A 16577-nucleotide genomic window follows, 5' to 3' on the forward strand; every position below is an offset into this window, starting at 1 on the left:
TCTGGTTTCCTTAAAAAAGTTGTTTCCGGCGTTCCCGCACTTCGGCGGTCGCCATTTCGAGCATGCGTTCAAGAAGCCGTTTCCTGCCTTCGGCATCGAGCTGGAGAAAGCGGCCCATCAGCTGGTTTTCGACGGGAGAGAGCGCCGTATAGGCGGTCGGCCTGCTTTCGGCCGCTTCCCGGAGCAGTTCGTCAACGAGATTTTTTTTGCCGTTATCCGGCAGCACGTCGAATGCGTCGAGCAGAATTTTCTGGTCGCTGAACATTTCGACCAGGTCGGGGTGACGGCGGTAGGCGCGGCCGATGCGGATCGGGGGCTTCTCCGGCGGCGGTTCGGCGCTGGCCAGATAAGGGCGGAGCACCGGGTAGATCCTGTCCCAGGTCTCTCCGCGCACATGGCGCGTCTTTCTGGTGATGAACCTCCGGAGCAGTTCGATCCGTACGCCGGTGACTCTCGAAAGCTCGTTGATCGACAGCGCTTCCGCGCATTTGTCGAGGGCATGGGCAATGTCGTCGCTGATTTTTTTCATCGTTTAATCAACCTGTCAATCATTCCAGCTCGAACATCTTGTCGAGTTTGTCCGCCTGCCGGATCAGATTCTGGAATTCTTTTTCATTGTATTGGTACATCGTCTGCAGCTTGCTGACGATGCGTTTGCAGTTGTCGGTTTCGAGTTCGAGCTTTTCGATCGTGCCGTCCACGAGCAGGACGTTGACCGCCCCCCTGTGGTTGAAGGGCCAGTCGGCGACGAGCGGAAGCTTCGGATTCGATTTCGTCGTGAAACCGCCGAAATAGATGAAGGAGCAGTTGCCGATATCGAACAGCTCCGGGCTTTCGGCCGGCTCGTCCTCACCGAAAGCGCCCGGGCAGACCGTCGCTTCGAGCGGCAGGAATTTTCCGGCGAGAAGCGCGCGGATTCCTTCGATATTCTCCTTCTCCGGGTAGGCGCCGCCGTGCCGTTCCGCGTATTGCGCCAGCGCATCCTTGAACAATTCGAGCTTGATCTGGCACTCTCCGGTCGTATCCGGCGCTTCGGCGCTCTCTTCCGCTCCCGGAAGGAGGCCGCCGTTCCGCTTCAGGTACTCTTTGGCGGCCATGCTGCCGACGGCGACCGGCAGGACGAGCTGGTTGACGAGTTTGCTCTGGTTGCTGTCCAGACTGCTGTTCCCTGTGGCGAGGAAGTTGTTGCCGTCACGGGTCAGGACGGTGAGCTGCGACGGAGTCCAGCTGTCCGGATTCACCCGGAAGGAGAGTTCGAACTCCTCCATCAGCAGGTTGAAGACTTTCGCATAGCTTTCATTGTTGTAGAGATAGCCGATGCCGGATTCCGGCAGCCCGGCGGAAAGGCGCTGGAACGCTTCCGTCGCCGCTAGCTTTTTCTCCGGGGCGGTAAACGCTTTTTCGGCGGCGAGGCTGCTGTACAGGGTGATGCGGCCCTCTTTCAGCATGGCGACGGGCCGGGCTTTCGGAGCGTGTTCCCCGAGCACCGTGCCGAATTCGATGCGCTCATTCTCCACTTTGGTTCCGGGCAGGAAGAGCACGACTTTGCGCAGGAGCCCGGCGAGCTTGCCTTCGCCGTCCGGCAGCGACAGCATCAGATGGTTGCCGGAAAGCGCTTCATCGGAGCCCTCGGCGGCGATGGAGGCGAAGCCGACGACGCCGGAGAGGCCGGCCAGCAGCTTCTCCGGAGGTTCGCCGACAAAGAGCGCAATCCGCTCGTCATGCAGATACTGCGAAAATTTTTCGCTTTGCGCGAATACCCGGTAGACCGCATCGGGCCGGAGCTCGAATTCGAAGGCCGAATCGACATCGGCGGGCAATGCGTTCCACGAAGCCGCGAGCGGCCGGTTCTCCGTGCCGGGCAGCGCCCAGAGGAACCCTTTGCTTTCGGGCCTGACCGCGAGGAAAGTCCGGTTGCGGAAGAGGAGCGGTTCACGGTCATCCGAAACGCGCACGGAACTGGACCCGCAGCCCTGAATATCCTCGAGGCCGGAGAGCCGGTAGGCCAGCGCCATATGGAGCGACGCATCCATGATTTCCGTGAAGTTTTCCGGCGGTTCCGGCATGGAGGTGAAGCTGTTGAACAGCTGAACGCCGATCCGGTCGGCCGCCTCGAAAACATAACGCGGATTCATGATCTGATAGTAGGTGCCGCCGGTATCCAGCTGTGCGGCGACCGTGCGGTAGATGCGGGCGTCCTCCGCCTGGCCGGATGTGCTTTCGCAGCCGGCCGCCAGAAGAATCGCGCCGCCGAGCAGGGCGGAAACCGCTCCATTCTGTATCTTCATGAATTCACCTCTTGTTTCAAACTGTATTTGGCTCCTGTGGAAAAGAATATAAATTGTTTTCGTTTCCTGCGCAAATCGCAAATGAGATTTTTCCGGTAAAAAGTCACTGTGCCTCCTTCGGTTTCGGGAGCGTGAGCGCATATGCCGTGTTGCAGAGCGCCATCACCGCCGCGAAGATGAAGAGGAATCCGACGCCGAAGCTGGTCCAGAGCCAGCCGCCGAGCAATGCGGCCAGCACGCTGATCAGGTGGTTGACCGAAATTCCTGTGGTCAGCGTCGCCGTGACCTCCTCGGTCGAGTCGGAGATTTCACGCACATAGATGCTCGACGCCATCGACGCCGTCGAGATGATCGCGTCGAAAACGTAGGTGATCATGACCGCCCAGACGGCGACTCCGGGCGGAAACAGTCTGTCGGCGAACCCGTAGATCAGGCAGACGAAGAAGAGCACGACCGTGTCGTAGATCATGACGTTCCGGTAGCCGACCTTGTCGATCAGCCGCCCGATCAGCGTGCCGCCGAAGATGTTGATCGCGGCGCAGATGCCGACCAGCAGCGCCATTTCCGCCGTGTCGAGCCCGTAAATCAGGATCAGCACGAACGGGGCGAAGGTGATGAAAATCTGCTTGCGCGCGCCGTAGAAGATTTCGAGCATGTAGAATTTCCGGAATTTCCGGCTGAAGTAGAGCCGCGGCCGCCTGACCTGCTGCGACTCGGTCAGTTTCGGGAAGCTGGCGAGGTACATGGCGGCCAGCAGGACGATGATGACGATCCAGATGAAGTTATAGAGCGTTTTCTGCGGAATCTCCGGAAAATGCCGCCGGGCGAAGAAGAACACCCCGGCCGCGAAGAGTCCGCCGGCGACCTGGCCGAGAAAGCCCGCGCTTGACGTGAGGCCGAGCGATGCGCCCGCTTTTTCGTGCCGGGCGATGTGCATGGCGATCGAGTTCCGCGCCGGCATGAAGATGTGCTCTCCTGCGCTCCAGATCATGACCAGCAATATGAGCAGCGCGTGGCTGGAGCCGACGAAGAGCAGTCCGACGACGCCGGCGAGCGCGATCAGCGCCCCGATGCGCAGGATTTTCCACTCGCTCGCCCGGTGCATCAACGCGAGGATCACGATCAGGAAAAGCCCCGGCAGCTCCCGGAAGAATTCGAGCACGCCGCGCTGCCACTCCGTGAAGTGCTGGATGTCGACGAGATAGTTGTTGAGCACTCCGTAAAAACAGTTGTAGGCGATGCCGTAAATCAGGACGCCCGCGAAGAAGTTTCGGACGCCGCGCCCGGGCAGGAAGATGTTCCAGTCGTTCAGAATACGGTTCCGCATGATCGCTTGTTTTGACTCCCGAATAAATAGTATAAAATAGCTTCGGGAATGTATTTTTTCAAGTTGCCGGAGGGGTCGTCTGCACTGAATTGCGCGGTTTTGCGTCCCTGCCGGACCGGCAGTGCCCGGCGGAAAACTTTGAAAATCTGCCGTTGCCGCCTTGATGTGCCGCCGATTCGGGGGTAGTGTATAACCGCCGGAGGCGGGGAGGGCCCGTTTTGCCGGAAATCAAGGGGACGGTATATCAATACCATCGAAACATTAACAATGCCTTTCTCGCGGAGGTAGTGCGGTGAAGCCGCACGAAGCGCCGGAGACGAGCACGACACGCAGTGTCGGGCACGGTCTTTTGAGACGAGCACGACACGCAGTGTCGGGCACGGTCTTTTGAGACGAGCACGATACGCAGTGTCGGGCACGGTCTCCTTCGAGAGAGGGGGCTTCCGAAAAGTAGCTGAAGCTTTTGGGCACTTGGTCCGAAAGACCCCGGGCCTGCGGGCGGAGGAGGCGCTTTTTGGGGAACATGGGAGAATATCATGAAGAAGCTGATTGGAGTCATGCTGGTTGCGGCGGCAGGCGCCGCCGTGTTTGCCGCCCCGGCGTTCCGGGTCGATGTGAACGGCGCGCGGAAGGAGGGAAAGGTCCGGCTTGAGCCGGTCGCCGGCGAACAGATGAAGGTCATGGCGCCGTCGTTCCGCCCGGAAGCGGAGCGGGTCAACTACGTGACCGCTTATTCCGCCGCGCCGCTGAAGGCCGGGGAATGGACTGAATGCACCTTCTCGTTCAGGGCCGCCGACGGCGGCAGGGTCACTCTTGAGATGGGCGGCCAGTGGGCGCAGAACAAGGATGCTCGCGAATGGGTCCTGGTCGGGCCCGTCAAGGTCAACGGAGAGGTTCTGCCGAATTCGGATTATGCGAAAACCTACAAAGCCGGCAATGGCAGGACCATGCCGTCCGGCTATTGGCTGGCCGGAGTTTCCGAGATTGTGCCGGGCGCCGGTCCCGACGGCAAGGCGGCGATCCGCACGAACCATGACAACCGTTTCTACCGCGTCCTCGAGGTCGAACCGGGCAAGACCTACACGGTCAGCGCCATGGTGAAGCCGGCGGAGTAACCGGCCGGGAGAGAAGCGGGGGCCGATTCTCCTCTGGAATGGAGGGGATACGGGGGGATTTCCAACTGGCATCCCCCTCCCGGGAAAGTAATGTTTTTGAGGGTTTTTCATCATTTCCGGATATCGTTTCAACAAACAGGTCGGCCAATCGGATTCTCGGCAAATGACTGTTTTTCGGCGGCATCATGCAGTTTCTTTCATCAGGGGCAAATTCTCATTGTTTCAGAGAATCGGTCGAATGAGTCATGCAGTATTCGACCAGCTGGTCGATATGGGCGGTTGCCATGGCGATACAGATGTCTGACGCTCCGTAATAGATTTTCACCGAACCGTCCGGCTCCGGGATGATGCCGCATGGAAATACGACGTTGGGGCGGTAGCGGGGGGCCAGTTCGTATTCCATCCGCGGCGTCAGCACGGGAAATGGGCAGCGCGCCCGGATCAGCCACGGTTTCTGAAGATCAAGCAGCATCAGGCCGGCGCAATAAACCTTTCCCCCCTCGGGAGGCCAGATTTTCCAGCCGTCCGCAGTGCACTCTTCCGGAACGAATGCACCGTGAAAGAAGGTCAGCCATCCTGCCCCGGTTTTAATCGGCGGGGCGGCGGGGCCGATTTTATGACTCCCCCAGGCGACATCCAGATAGGAGAGCACCAGATGGTGATTTCCCCAATACTCCAGGTCCGGAGAGTCGGAAAACCAGATATCATAACCATTCTCCGGGCGGTAAGCGCGGCGGAACGGGCGTTCCAGCCGCGCAAATTTTCCGTTGATCTTTTCAGGAAAAACAACAGCGTTGCGGTTATCCGGCAAAGAGCGGTAGATTCTTTCCCAATGGCGCAGGTCACGGCTTCTGGCAATGCACAGAAAAATTCCTTCCTCCCGCAAGTTGTCCTCCTGCGGATCGGAGCAGTAGGTCAGAATATATTCGCCGTCGATCATCGTGATGCGCGGATCATTCAGGTGTCCGCATTCCGAAGCGTCCGGCCGCAATATCGGCTCCGGTTCCACGGTGAAATGAATGCCGTCATCGCTTAACGCCAGTCCCAGCATCTGTTCGCCTTCATGGCTGTCCACCCGGATTACCAGCGCATAGCGGCCGTTCAAGCGGGTTGCGGCGGGATTGTACACGCGCTTGCAGCTGTAGGGGATATCTTCTGTGGTCAGAATCGGATTTTCCGGGCATCGGCGGAGCAGAGCCGGTTCCAGGCTTGTCAAAGAAGCGAAATCGAGTTTCATGATGATATACCTTTCTCTGGTGCTGTCGCGGTTAAACGAACAATACGCACTCCTTTTCCGGAATGAGAGACGAATTGCTCCCTCCGGGGCTCGTTGCGCATGAAGGGGTCAGCCTGGTTTTTGCGAGGCGTTGCGGTAGGTCGCGGGCGGAGAACCGAACAGGCGCTTGAAGGTGCGCGAGAAGTGGAAACGATCCTTTACGCCGATTTCGGCGGCGATGGCATCGATTTCCAGATCGGTCGATTCGAGCAGCCGCGCCGCGAGCGTGTAGCGCAGGTTCAGCAGATACTGGTGCGGCGTGCTGCCGGTCACTTCGCGGAAGCGGCGGATAAATGAATTCGGAACGAATCCGGCGCGCGCGGCCAGCTCGGGGATATCGAGTTCCCTGGCCGGATGATTGCGCATCCAGTCGCAGACGCGGGTGATGCGCCGGTCGCGGTCGAGCTCGCAGAGCGCTTCGGCCGGAACACGGGCGAGGGCCGAGGCGGCGAGGGCGAGCCCGATCAGGTCGGTCCGGCCTCCGGACTGCCCCTCGTCGACCAGCCGGCGCCCTTCGTCCACCAGCGCTTTCAGGTCGGGCGTCAGTTCGATGCGGTTCAGCCGGTATTCCGGGTTGCCGAAGAAGGAGGCGGCTTCGAAGTGGATGTAATACTGGCAGACCGGCCGTTCGCGCCAGGTGACGAGTTCCGGGTACGGCGGCAGCAGATAAAGGGCGTCGGGCAGCAGTTCGATCCGGGTTCCGTTCCGGTACACTCCGGCGCCCGGGCCGTCATGGTGGTACAGCCGCCAGTAGCCGCCGGTCAGATGGAAGTGGTTCCAGAAGCTGCCGAGGTGCGCCTGCCAGACGCCGTCGAGCCGCAACTGCCGCCCCGCGGGCAGAAGAATGTTTGTTTTCGTCATATCTGCCCGCACTTTCTTCATAGGAGAAGTGTTGCAAAAATACATATTCCCGGGTACAATATATGCAGCCTTCGATGTTTTTGCAAACGGCAAAGGAGAAAAAAATGGGAAAAGGCAACACGGCATGGTTTGTTCGCGACCGGTTCGGAATGTTCATCCACTGGGGACTTTATGCGCTCCCCGCGCGGCATGAGTGGATCCGCAACATCGAGCGGATTCCGAACGAAGATTACGAAATCTATTTTGAGATGTTCGACCCGGATCTTTTCGACCCGAAGGCGTGGGCGCGGGCCGCACGGGAGGCCGGCATGAAGTATTTCGTCATTACGACGAAGCACCATGAAGGGTTCTGCCTATGGGATACGAAATATACAAATTACAAGGTCACGAACACCGCGGCCGGACGCGACCTGCTGCGCGAGGTCGTCGATGCGTTCCGGGCGGAGGGGCTGAGGGTCGGCTTCTACTATTCGCTGATCGACTGGCACCATCCGGATTTCCCGATCGACCGGATTCATCCGCTGCGCGACCTGCCGCCGGAGGAGATTGCGAAGCTGAACGCGCCTCGCGACATGAAGCGTTACGCGCAGTATATGCGCGATCAGGTGACCGAGCTCCTGACCGGTTACGGGAAAATCGACATCATCTGGTTCGACTTCTCGTATCCCGGCGAAAACGGCAAGGGGCATGAGGATTGGGAGTCCGAAAAGCTGTATGAGCTTGTGCAGCGCCTGCAGCCCGGCATCATCGTCGACAACCGGCTCGATCTGCCCGAATCGGCCGATATCGTGACGCCGGAGCAGTATACGCCCGACCGCGGCATGGTCGATGCGGACGGCAGGCCGGTCGTCTGGGAGGGATGCCAGACCTTCTCCGGCTCCTGGGGCTACCACCGTGACGAAGCGACCTGGAAATCGCCGCGCATGTGTCTTGAGATGCTGATCAACCACGTGTCGCGCGGCGGGAATCTGCTGATGAACGTCGGCCCGACTTCGCGCGGCTATCTCGACAAGCGGGCGCTCGACCGGCTGGCGGCCTACGGAGCGTGGATGCGGTACAACTCGCGTTCGATCTACGGCTGCGGACAGGCCCCGGCTGAATTTGCGGCCCCGGAGGACTGCCGGTTCACCTGGAATCCGGAGACGAAGCGGCTCTATCTGCACTGCTTCGCCTGGCCGTTCAAGCATATTCATCTGCACGGCCTGGGCGGCAAGGTCAGGTATGCGCAGCTTCTGGCCGACGGCAGCGAGATCCGCATGCGCGAGTCGCAGGGCGACAACCTGAACAGCGGCACGCCGGAGAACGCGCTGACGCTTGAGCTGCCGGTGCTCCTGCCGGAACAGGGTTGCGAGATTCCGGTGATTGAACTGATTCTGAAATAAAAGGTTTCGCGGAAAAGAAAGCCGCCGCGGCGTGTGGAACAGCGCGGCGGTTTTCTTACCGTTGTTTCCTCTCCGGGGTCCGCGGCGCATGCACTGAACCGGCGGCCTGGAGCTTATCCCAGAATAAGCTCTTAACGCAAATCCCGGGCTGAAATGCGTTCCTCGCAGGTGGCGTTCTTCAGTTTGTCGTAGAGAATGCGGCATTTCGAGACGATACGGGTCTTGGGGCGGAACTGCGGATTGATCGGACTTTTTTCGGGCTGGAATCCGTCGTATTCGATTCTCCCGAGTTCGAGCAGCAGGAACGGAAGGTCCTCGCTGCTCCAGGGACGGGCGGTGCCGCGGGCGATTTCGTCCGCTTCTCCCGGCCGCATGGCGGCCCGATAGGCATCGGTCAGGTAGAGCAGCATCGGGACTTCGACGGTCTGCCGGGTCGGCATGAATTCCATATGGAGAATCGTATCTTTTTCTTCATAAAGGTTTTCGCCGTGGTCCGGCAAATAGAGCAGGAAACCGTTCGGATTGCCCCGGCGCAGTCTGCCGATCAGGGTGTCGAGAATGAAGTCGTTGTACAGCACGGAGTTGTCGTAGTGGTTGACGATTTCTCGATTCTGTTTCTGCTGGGCGTTGAAGAATTCCGGGGCTTCGTCGAGCGGGAACCGGCGGAATGACGCGGGGTAGGTCGCTTCGTAACCGCTGTGGCTGCCGATCAGGTGCAGGATGATGAATTTCCGGGGAGCCGGGTCGGCGAGCGCTTCGTCGAACAGCGGCAGAAGCGCTTCGTCGGGGCTTGATTTCCAGACGGTCATGGTGTTGCGGAACACGTCGGCGCGGGCGGCGATGGCCATATAGGTCAGCCCGAGCTCGGAGGCGTTCGCCTGGTTGCTCAGGTACCAGGTCCGGAATCCGGCGGCCCGCATGAGGTCGATGATGTTCGGCACTTCGAAGAACTTTTCATCCACGTCGTGCGCCTCGAAGCTCAGGAGCTTGGGAAGGACATTGTTCGTGAAGGAGTTCGGCGCGGTCACGTCCCGGAATACGTAAAGCTCGTTCCGGGCCGCCAGCTCCTCCATGCGCGGCATGGTCCGGCGCGGGTAGCCGTAAAGCGAGCTGTGGTATTTCGAGTGCGACTCGCCGATGACGAGGACGTAGACGGCGGACTCCTCGCGGCTGACCGCTTTCAGCTCCGCATTGGCGGCCGCGAGATCGTCCGCCATGAATTCGGCGTCGAGCTTCTCTTCGAGAAAGCGGTCGATGAGGACCGGCAGCGTCATGACGCCGTACCGGTTGTTCTCCGCGTCCGGCCGGAGCGAAAGGGCGAAATTCAGCAGGAGCGGCCCGGCGAGAATCCACGCCGCGAATCCGGCCGCGACGAATTTCCGCTTCAGGAACACAGCGAAAAGGAGGCCGCTCGCGGGATAGGCGAGGAGCAGCAGAACCGTTTTCCCGTTCAGCAGATAGAAATGAATGAAGCCGAGCACCTCCGTCCAGTTCGTCGCCCGGGCCAGGAACCAGAAGGAGAGCCGTGTCTGGCTCTGGAAATGCACGAAGAAAAAGAGATCCAGGAAATGAAAAGTTCCGGCCAGCACACAGGCCGCGAGCATGACCGTCCGCCCGAAGCGCGGGGAGCCGAAGCAGCCGAACACCGCGAAAAGGAATAATCCGGATACGGTCAGCAGCGCGGCGATCAGGAGATTTTCGAGGTCGAACATATGCAATCCGCGGCAGTTGGCGATCCAGATCGTCAGATCCGGGAAGACGAGCAGATAGCCGAAGAACCAGAACCACGGGCGGATTCCGGAGTACTTTTCCCAGAGCCGCTTCATGGTGTTCTGATCTCCTCATGGAGTTTTTTGAGGGCGGCGACGGCGGCTTTCCGGACGGCGGACGCTTCGGGGTCTCCGCTCGTGCGCGCCGTTTCGAAAAGCCGTGCGAGCACCGGGACGGCCTCTTCCGGGCGCCCGGCCTTCCGGAGCTCCCCCGCGAGCGCGAAGCTTGCTTCGGCCCGCATCGCCAGCGGCAGCTGCGGTTCTGCCAGGAGCGCGGTGAACGCGGCGGCGGCATTGGCGTGATCCCCTTCGAAAACATAAGCCGAGGCGGAGTTGAAGGCGGCAAGGCGGCGGATTTCAGGATAGGTCGCCTTTTCGATGATCGCCGCATAGACGGCCCGCGCTTCGGAGAACCGCTTCGCGTTCATGTACTGATCCGCCAGCCGGATGCGGGCCTCTTCAACCGCCTCGGGGTGGGAGGCTTCGTATTTCGAGATGACTTTGACGAGCCGTTCCGGCGTTCTGGCGGTGAGGAAGTCGCGGTTTACGGCGAGCGCCCGGTAGCGCAGGCATACATAAGTTGCCGCTCCGGCGAGCAGAAGCAGCAGGAGCAGCGCGAGAATCCGGTCGGAGGAGCGTGAGGCGTTCCGGGAGGAGGCCGGGACCGTCTTTCCCTTTTGATTGTCATTGTCGATTCGGCACATGCTTTTACCATATCTCCGGCCGGTTTTTTTTGCAACTCCGTTCCGGAAGAGATTCGCGGCTTTTCGCTGAAAATCGATTGCGTCGCGCAAATAATGAGATATATTATCGAAAAGATAAACGGTTCCGGGCCGGCGCCCGGCGGTATCAAGGAAAAGAGGGATCTGTTCTATGAAAGTCGCGATCGTTTCGAATCCGCGCCACCGGGCCGGGGATATGATCGAATACCTGCTGCTGCGGGCGGTGCACACGTTCAACAAGTTCGTTCCGGCCGACCTGCTGATTGTGGAAGGCGAGCTCGGCGAACCGGAGGAGGGGTTCCTGAAGGATCTGTTTCTGTCGGTCGAGCGGCGCAGGCTGCCGCTGGCTCCGCTCTGGCTGGTGCGCCAGGAAGGCGCGGCGCTGCCGGAGGCGCCGGAACAAGTTGACGTGAACGGTGTGCCGGAGTCCCCGGCTGCGCTGGTGGAGCGCATTCGCCTGGCTGCGGGCGGCTTGCCCGACTTCTGCCGTGCTCCGTTCGAGGCGGTGCTGGCCGATGTCGGCGCCGACGGCTCGATCCGGGCGGAACGGGTGCCGATGGCGGTTGAGAAGCTTCCGGGCGTCACGGACTTTCACGTGCACACCCGCATGGCCTACTGCTGTGAAAACATGGATATCCCGAAGGCGCTCCGGATGGCGGAGCTGTCGAACATCGAAACGGTCGCCTTCATCGAACACTCCGGGCAGCTCTATTTCGATGTGGACGACTACTGGGCCGGGCGCTATGTCTGGAAGACGCGCGGCAAAGCCGACGGCTGTCCCGCGGTCTGCCGCATGCCGGGCTATGAGGAGACGATCCGCGAGGGGCGGCGCTCCGGCGCCTTCCTGAACGGCTTCGAGCTCGATGTGGACCGCAACGGCGACATCATTCTCGACGAACCCGACCGGCGGTTCGCGCAGGTCCGGCTCGGCGCATATCACCATATGGCCGAGAAGTATGATGCGCACATCGCATCGAGGCAGTTCCTGTTCTGCACCGAGGCGCTGCTGAAATACGGCGTTCACATTCTTGCGCATCCGTTCCGGATCTTTCCGTGGTCCGGCATGGCGAAGCCGAAGGAGCTTTACGAACCGGTCGCCGAGCTGCTGCGCCGCTGCGGCGTCGCGGCCGAAGTGAACTTTCACCAGAATGATCCGGAGCCGGAGTTTTTTGAAATATGTCTGAAGAAGGGGGTGAAGATCGCGCTCGGAAGCGATTCGCACAATCTTTATGAAGTCGGCTTCTTTCTGCCGCATTTCCGTTTTCTCGCGGAGCTCGGCGTGACGGGCCGGCTCGACGAAGTCCTGTACCGTTTTCCCGAACAAGCCAGATGAAGGAGTGAAAAAGGATGTTTTATAAACCGGATGAAAATCGTTACAAGGAAATGAGTTATCGCCGCTGCGGGAAGACCGGCCTCAAACTTCCTGCCGTTTCGCTCGGACTCTGGCACAATTTCGGCAGCGTCGATGTTTACGACAACGCCCGTGCGATGGTGCAGACGGCGTTCGATCTCGGAATCACGCATTTCGACCTTGCGAACAACTACGGGCCGGAACCTGGCTCGGCCGAACTGACCTTCGGGCGCATCCTGAAGCAGGACCTGATGCCGTTCCGCGACGAGCTGATTATTTCGAGCAAAGCCGGCTACACGATGTGGCCGGGGCCTTACGGCGACTGGGGCTCGCGCAAGTACCTGATCGCGAGCTGCGACCAGAGCCTGAAGCGTATGGGGCTCGATTATGTCGACATCTTCTATCACCACCGCTGCGACCCGGAAACTCCGATCGAGGAGTCGATGCGGGCTCTCGACCAGATCGTCCGTTCCGGCAAGGCGATCTACGCGGGGATTTCGAATTATCCGCCGGCGCAGGCGGCCGAGGCGTTCCGCATTCTGCGCGAACTCGGGACGCCGTTCGTCCTGCACCAGATCCCGTACAATATGCTGAATCGCGGCCATGAAGTGCAGGGCTCGTTCCGGCTGCTCGAGCAGGAGGGAGTCGGCGGCATCGTCTTTTCGCCGCTCGCCCAGGGATTGCTGACCAATCGATATCTCGACGGAATTCCGCAGGATTCGCGGGTCGCCCGCAACGGCTTCCTCAAGAAGGAGGCGCTGACGCCGGAACTGCTGGCGAAGATCGGGAAGCTGAACGGGATCGCATCCGGCCGCGGCCAGACGCTGGCCGAAATGGCGATCGCCTGGCTGCTCGCCCGCCCGGGCGTGACTTCGGCGCTGATCGGCGCAAGCCGTCCGGCCCAGATCCGTGATGTGGTCGCCGGGCTTTCGGGGGCTCCGCTGACTCCCGCGGAGCTGGCGCGGATCGACGCGATTCTCGCGTGACGGAGGACGCGCTGCTGCCATGAACGGGGTCGGCAAATGGCTCTGCCGGCTGCTGCCGGTGCTGTCTCTGCTGCTGCTGCCGGCGGCGGCGCAGGCGCTCTCCTGCGCCGTGTGCGGGCGGCAGATTCACGGGCAGTACCTGCGGACCGAAGGGAAAATCGTCTGTTCGCCCGGCTGCTGGGAGAAGCTGCTGCCGCATTGTTCGGTCTGCGACTCTCCGCTTGCCGGGCGCTACACGGTTATCGACACCGGCGCGGAGAAGCGGCTTTTCTGCATGGAGTGCGCAAAGCTGCCGCGCTGCTTCGCCTGCGACCTGCCGTGCCGCGGAGAGCAGCTGCCGGACGGGCGCACGCTCTGCGGCAGCTGCCTGGCGACGGCGGTCACCGATCCGGCCGAGGCCGAAAAGCTCTTCCGCGAAGTCGAAAGAGAGGTTGCCGAGCTGCTCGGTTCGCCCGGCTGCGGCCGGACCGGATTCGTCCTCTGCGACCTCGCCACCCTGAACCGCGGGCGGGAAATCGTGCCCGGCGGCAAGTATGAGCTCGGCCGCTGCAACTACGAATATCGGACGCGGACCTATCCGGGCCGCAAGCCCGAAATCGTCTCCGAACGCTGCACGATCCTGATTCTGGACGCATTGCCGCGCGACCAGTTCATCGAGGTCGCCGCGCACGAGGCCGCGCACGACTGGCTGAATCATCACGGCCGCTTCCTGCCGCCCTCCTGGAGCGAAGGGTTCCCGGAATATGTCGCAAGTCTCGTCAACCTCCGGCACGGCAACGGGTCGCGCAATCTCCGCATGGAGAAGAACGAAGATCCTGTCTACGGCGCCGGCTTCCGCGAAGTGAAGGCCTATGCCGACCGGCACGGCCTGCGGAAACTGCTCGAATACGTCCGCCGGACGCGCTGACCGGGCGTCGTTTTTTTCTGCTGTTTTCTCGGTTTCCCTTCTGCTCTGGTTTCTTCCCTCATGCCGGTTTCACCGGAAAAGCGTGCCGATGATCGAAAACGGAGGCCGGAACTGATTGGCTGCGGAAAAAAGCCGAAATTTTCTTTCCGCCTATTGACATTTCATGAGAAATTGTTCATACTTATATCGGAGCTTGTATTTTACTTGTATTGTTTTGAGAAGGAGAGCAGATGGGTTCTCTTCCGAAATATGAAGAGTTGGCGAGACGGATTACCGGAGATATTCAGAACGGCATTTATCCGGATGGAACGCCGCTGCCGTCGGAAGCGGAGCTGGCTGCGCAGGCCGGTGTTTCGCGCGTTACTGTCCGTCAGGCTCTCGTGCAGCTCAGCCGGCTCGGCATTATCGTCAAGCAGCAGGGGAGGCGCAGTGTTGTAAATGTCGCCGCCGTTCCGGAGCGTACACGCACACTCCGGTTCGCCTGGATCAGCCGGGATCCTTTCGCCGGGGCCACTCCCGTTTATCTGGAAATTTTCAATACTCTGCAACGTATGATGATGAGAATCAACGCCAATCTGGTTTTCATGCCGATGATTGATCCCCGGGAGGAAGACTGGGTGCTTTCGGTTCTCGATTCTTTTGACGGAATACTCCTGGCCGGAGTCCGCAGTGCGACGATTATTCCCGCATTGGACCGGCGGCTTCGGGCAATGCCGAATGTGATAGAGATTGACGATATCGGAGACTCGCCGGCCGCCTGTACGATCTGTACGGATAATTATCTGGCCGGCTGCATGGCTGCCGATTATTTGATTGACCGCAATCGTAACGTCATTGCCTGCGTCAGTGGCAATTGTACGGTTTACCGCGGCTTTCATGACCGCACACGGGGAATTATCGATCGGTTTGCGGAACGAAAGAAACCTCTGGTTCTGTTCAATTCCGAGGATGAAAATATCGCAACTGAAGCGTATGGCGCCGCTCTGCTGAAGTTGCTGGAGGAGCAGCCTCAGCTTGATACGGTCTGGCACGTGGTCGACTTCACTGCGATTCAGGTCCGGCGCCGGCTGGAGGAGGTTGCGCCGCGCGAACCCGGATTTTACCGTTCCGCCGGTGTTGACGGGATGGCTTCCGTTCTCAAGGACGAAAAATTTCACGTTTCGCTGCGCCACCCGGTTGAGGAGATAGCCGACCGGGTTTTCCGGACCATGCTTGATTTTACTGCGGGGAAATTTCCTGCGCAACCGGTCCAGCTGATAGAGCCGCTGCTGCTGCCGTGGAGCTTCGCATCGGAAGACAGCGTCGTTAATGCCGGATAAAATCTTTCTGAAGGATATTTTTCGGAGGAAATGCGAAGACCGCTGGAGAAGAAAATGAAATGCAGGCCTTTTATTCTGATCGAACTTCTGGTGAATATGCCACAATATGACTGTAATTACGCATAATACCGGGTATGTGAAGTTTCCTTGTATGGTCTGTCATGATATAATTCCTTTTTGTTGAATGAATTTATTCGGCCTCTGGCGGCAGAATTGTTCCGTTTTTGTTTCCTGGACTCGTCCGTCTGCATTGTCGCGGGATTCGCGGGGGAAATACATTTCCCCCGCACCCCCATTTCTTACTCTGTGCCGGGCTTTCATTTCCCGTGGGTTGCGCCCTTACCGCCCGCGGCGGAGGACTTTGTCCTCCTTACTTGTCCGCCTGCGGCAGCCAACTCTTCACCGCCCGCTTCGCGGGCTGCGGCAGAGGGCCTTCGCTCCGCTGCGTTCACCTTCGTCGCACTTGCTCCTCGCTGCCCGCTTCGGCTGCCGCCGAACCGTGCAGTCCGTTCACATCCGCTGCGCGGCGCATACCGCGCTTTTTTCACCGGGCGGCAATGCTGTTTCATTTCACATACCCGGTATTATGCGCAAACCGTTCACATTGATCGAGCTTCTCGTGGTGATTGCCATTATCGCGATTCTTGCGTCGATGCTGCTTCCGGCATTGAATAAGGCGCGGGCCACCGCCAAGAAAATAACTTGTGTCGGCGTACTCAAACAGTATACGCAAGCAGGAATCCAGTACTCCATGAACAACAATAACTACTGGGTACCTGTCGCAAACCCGAGCTGGTATCGGGTTATCGAATGGCGTGGAATATTGGGTGGAACGACGGAACCGGAAAGTGCCAACAGCAATGTTTCCATGGATCAGACACTTTCTACGGGGCTGCTCTGTCCGGATTCGGTCGCAGCACTGGGACCGGTTGAGAACTGGACGAAACACTGCCCGGCCGCTTCTTATGGCATTACCTGTTATCCGTCTGGCGAAATGGCACAGGGAAAAGCTTGGAATCTCGCGCGTTTAAAGTCTCCGACCAAATCTGCCGCCTGGATGGATGCCATTGATTCGATGGTGTACAAATTCGACGGCTATACAGGGGAAAATTATAATAATGTAGGTACCGGAAACGCAGCTTATCGTCATGGCGACGGTCTGAATGCCGGTTTTTTTGACGGTCATGTTGCATGGGTGCAAAGAGCAGATGTCCAGCGCTACTGGTGGGATCGTGATGCGCTGTTTTCCTGGAACTTCTACGGTAATTACTGAG

The 16577-nt window shown here is 59.6% G+C and carries 14 protein-coding genes; 7 read left to right on the forward strand and 7 right to left on the reverse strand.

Annotation, left to right across the window (positions count from 1 at the left end; all coding sequences use genetic code 11):
• Positions 1 to 10: 10 nt before the first annotated feature.
• The 3 genes from FYJ85_RS10835 to FYJ85_RS10845 form a co-directional block, all read right to left on the reverse strand.
• A complete protein-coding gene (locus tag FYJ85_RS10835; RefSeq protein ID WP_106051948.1) occupies positions 11 to 529 on the reverse strand; it encodes a hypothetical protein in 519 nt (172 codons plus the stop codon).
• Between the two features lie 19 nt (positions 530 to 548).
• The gene (locus FYJ85_RS10840; protein WP_154418438.1) at positions 549 to 2288 is read right to left on the reverse strand and encodes a hypothetical protein; all 1740 of its coding nucleotides are present in this window, start codon (positions 2286 to 2288) and stop codon (positions 549 to 551) included.
• A gap of 103 nt (positions 2289 to 2391) precedes the next feature.
• Entirely contained in the window at positions 2392 to 3615 is a 1224-nt protein-coding gene (locus FYJ85_RS10845; protein ID WP_154418440.1) for an MFS transporter, read from the reverse strand.
• A 536-nt stretch (positions 3616 to 4151) separates the two neighbouring features.
• On the opposite strand from FYJ85_RS10845, the gene FYJ85_RS10850 reads away from it, so the two are divergent.
• Entirely contained in the window at positions 4152 to 4730 is a 579-nt protein-coding gene (locus FYJ85_RS10850) for a hypothetical protein (protein WP_154418442.1), read from the forward strand.
• A 214-nt stretch (positions 4731 to 4944) separates the two neighbouring features.
• On the opposite strand, the gene FYJ85_RS10855 is transcribed toward FYJ85_RS10850, so the two are convergent.
• Positions 4945 to 5967 (reverse strand): glycoside hydrolase family 130 protein, encoded by a 1023-nt coding sequence (locus FYJ85_RS10855; protein ID WP_154418444.1) that lies wholly within the window; start codon positions 5965 to 5967, stop codon positions 4945 to 4947.
• Between the two features lie 108 nt (positions 5968 to 6075).
• Positions 6076 to 6867, reverse strand: coding sequence for an AraC family transcriptional regulator (locus tag FYJ85_RS10860; protein WP_158703716.1), 792 nt, complete (start codon positions 6865 to 6867; stop codon positions 6076 to 6078).
• Between the two features lie 74 nt (positions 6868 to 6941).
• On the opposite strand from FYJ85_RS10860, the gene FYJ85_RS10865 reads away from it, so the two are divergent.
• Positions 6942 to 8249, forward strand: coding sequence for an alpha-L-fucosidase (locus FYJ85_RS10865; protein ID WP_154418446.1), 1308 nt, complete (start codon positions 6942 to 6944; stop codon positions 8247 to 8249).
• 131 nt (positions 8250 to 8380) lie between these two features.
• Here the strand turns inward: FYJ85_RS10865 and FYJ85_RS10870 are convergent, their stop codons facing one another.
• Positions 8381 to 10075 carry a phosphoethanolamine transferase gene (locus FYJ85_RS10870; RefSeq protein ID WP_154418448.1) on the reverse strand — a complete coding sequence of 565 codons (1695 nt, stop codon included), beginning with the start codon at positions 10073 to 10075 and terminating at the stop codon, positions 8381 to 8383.
• Entirely contained in the window at positions 10072 to 10722 is a 651-nt protein-coding gene (locus FYJ85_RS10875) for a hypothetical protein (RefSeq protein ID WP_154418450.1), read from the reverse strand. The genes FYJ85_RS10870 and FYJ85_RS10875 overlap by 4 nt, the downstream gene beginning before the upstream one ends.
• A 169-nt stretch (positions 10723 to 10891) precedes the next feature.
• Between FYJ85_RS10875 and FYJ85_RS10880 the strand changes: the two genes are divergently transcribed.
• From FYJ85_RS10880 to FYJ85_RS23110, 5 genes are all read left to right on the forward strand, one after another.
• Positions 10892 to 12073 (forward strand): hypothetical protein, encoded by a 1182-nt coding sequence (locus FYJ85_RS10880; RefSeq protein ID WP_154418452.1) that lies wholly within the window; start codon positions 10892 to 10894, stop codon positions 12071 to 12073.
• 14 nt (positions 12074 to 12087) lie between these two features.
• A complete protein-coding gene (locus tag FYJ85_RS10885; protein WP_106051929.1) occupies positions 12088 to 13077 on the forward strand; it encodes an aldo/keto reductase in 990 nt (329 codons plus the stop codon).
• Between the two features lie 19 nt (positions 13078 to 13096).
• On the forward strand, positions 13097 to 13984 hold the full coding sequence (locus FYJ85_RS10890) for a protein DA1 (RefSeq protein ID WP_154418454.1): 888 nt from the start codon (positions 13097 to 13099) through the stop codon (positions 13982 to 13984).
• 230 nt (positions 13985 to 14214) lie between these two features.
• Positions 14215 to 15303: a GntR family transcriptional regulator gene (locus FYJ85_RS10895; RefSeq protein ID WP_154418456.1), complete on the forward strand. Its 1089-nt coding sequence runs from the start codon at positions 14215 to 14217 to the stop codon at positions 15301 to 15303.
• A 499-nt stretch (positions 15304 to 15802) separates the two neighbouring features.
• A complete protein-coding gene (locus FYJ85_RS23110; protein ID WP_206213115.1) occupies positions 15803 to 16576 on the forward strand; it encodes a prepilin-type N-terminal cleavage/methylation domain-containing protein in 774 nt (257 codons plus the stop codon).
• The last annotated feature ends 1 nt before the right edge of the window (position 16577 follow it).

The sequence above is a fragment of the Victivallis lenta genome (assembly GCF_009695545.1).
GTDB lineage: Bacteria > Verrucomicrobiota > Lentisphaeria > Victivallales > Victivallaceae > Victivallis > Victivallis lenta.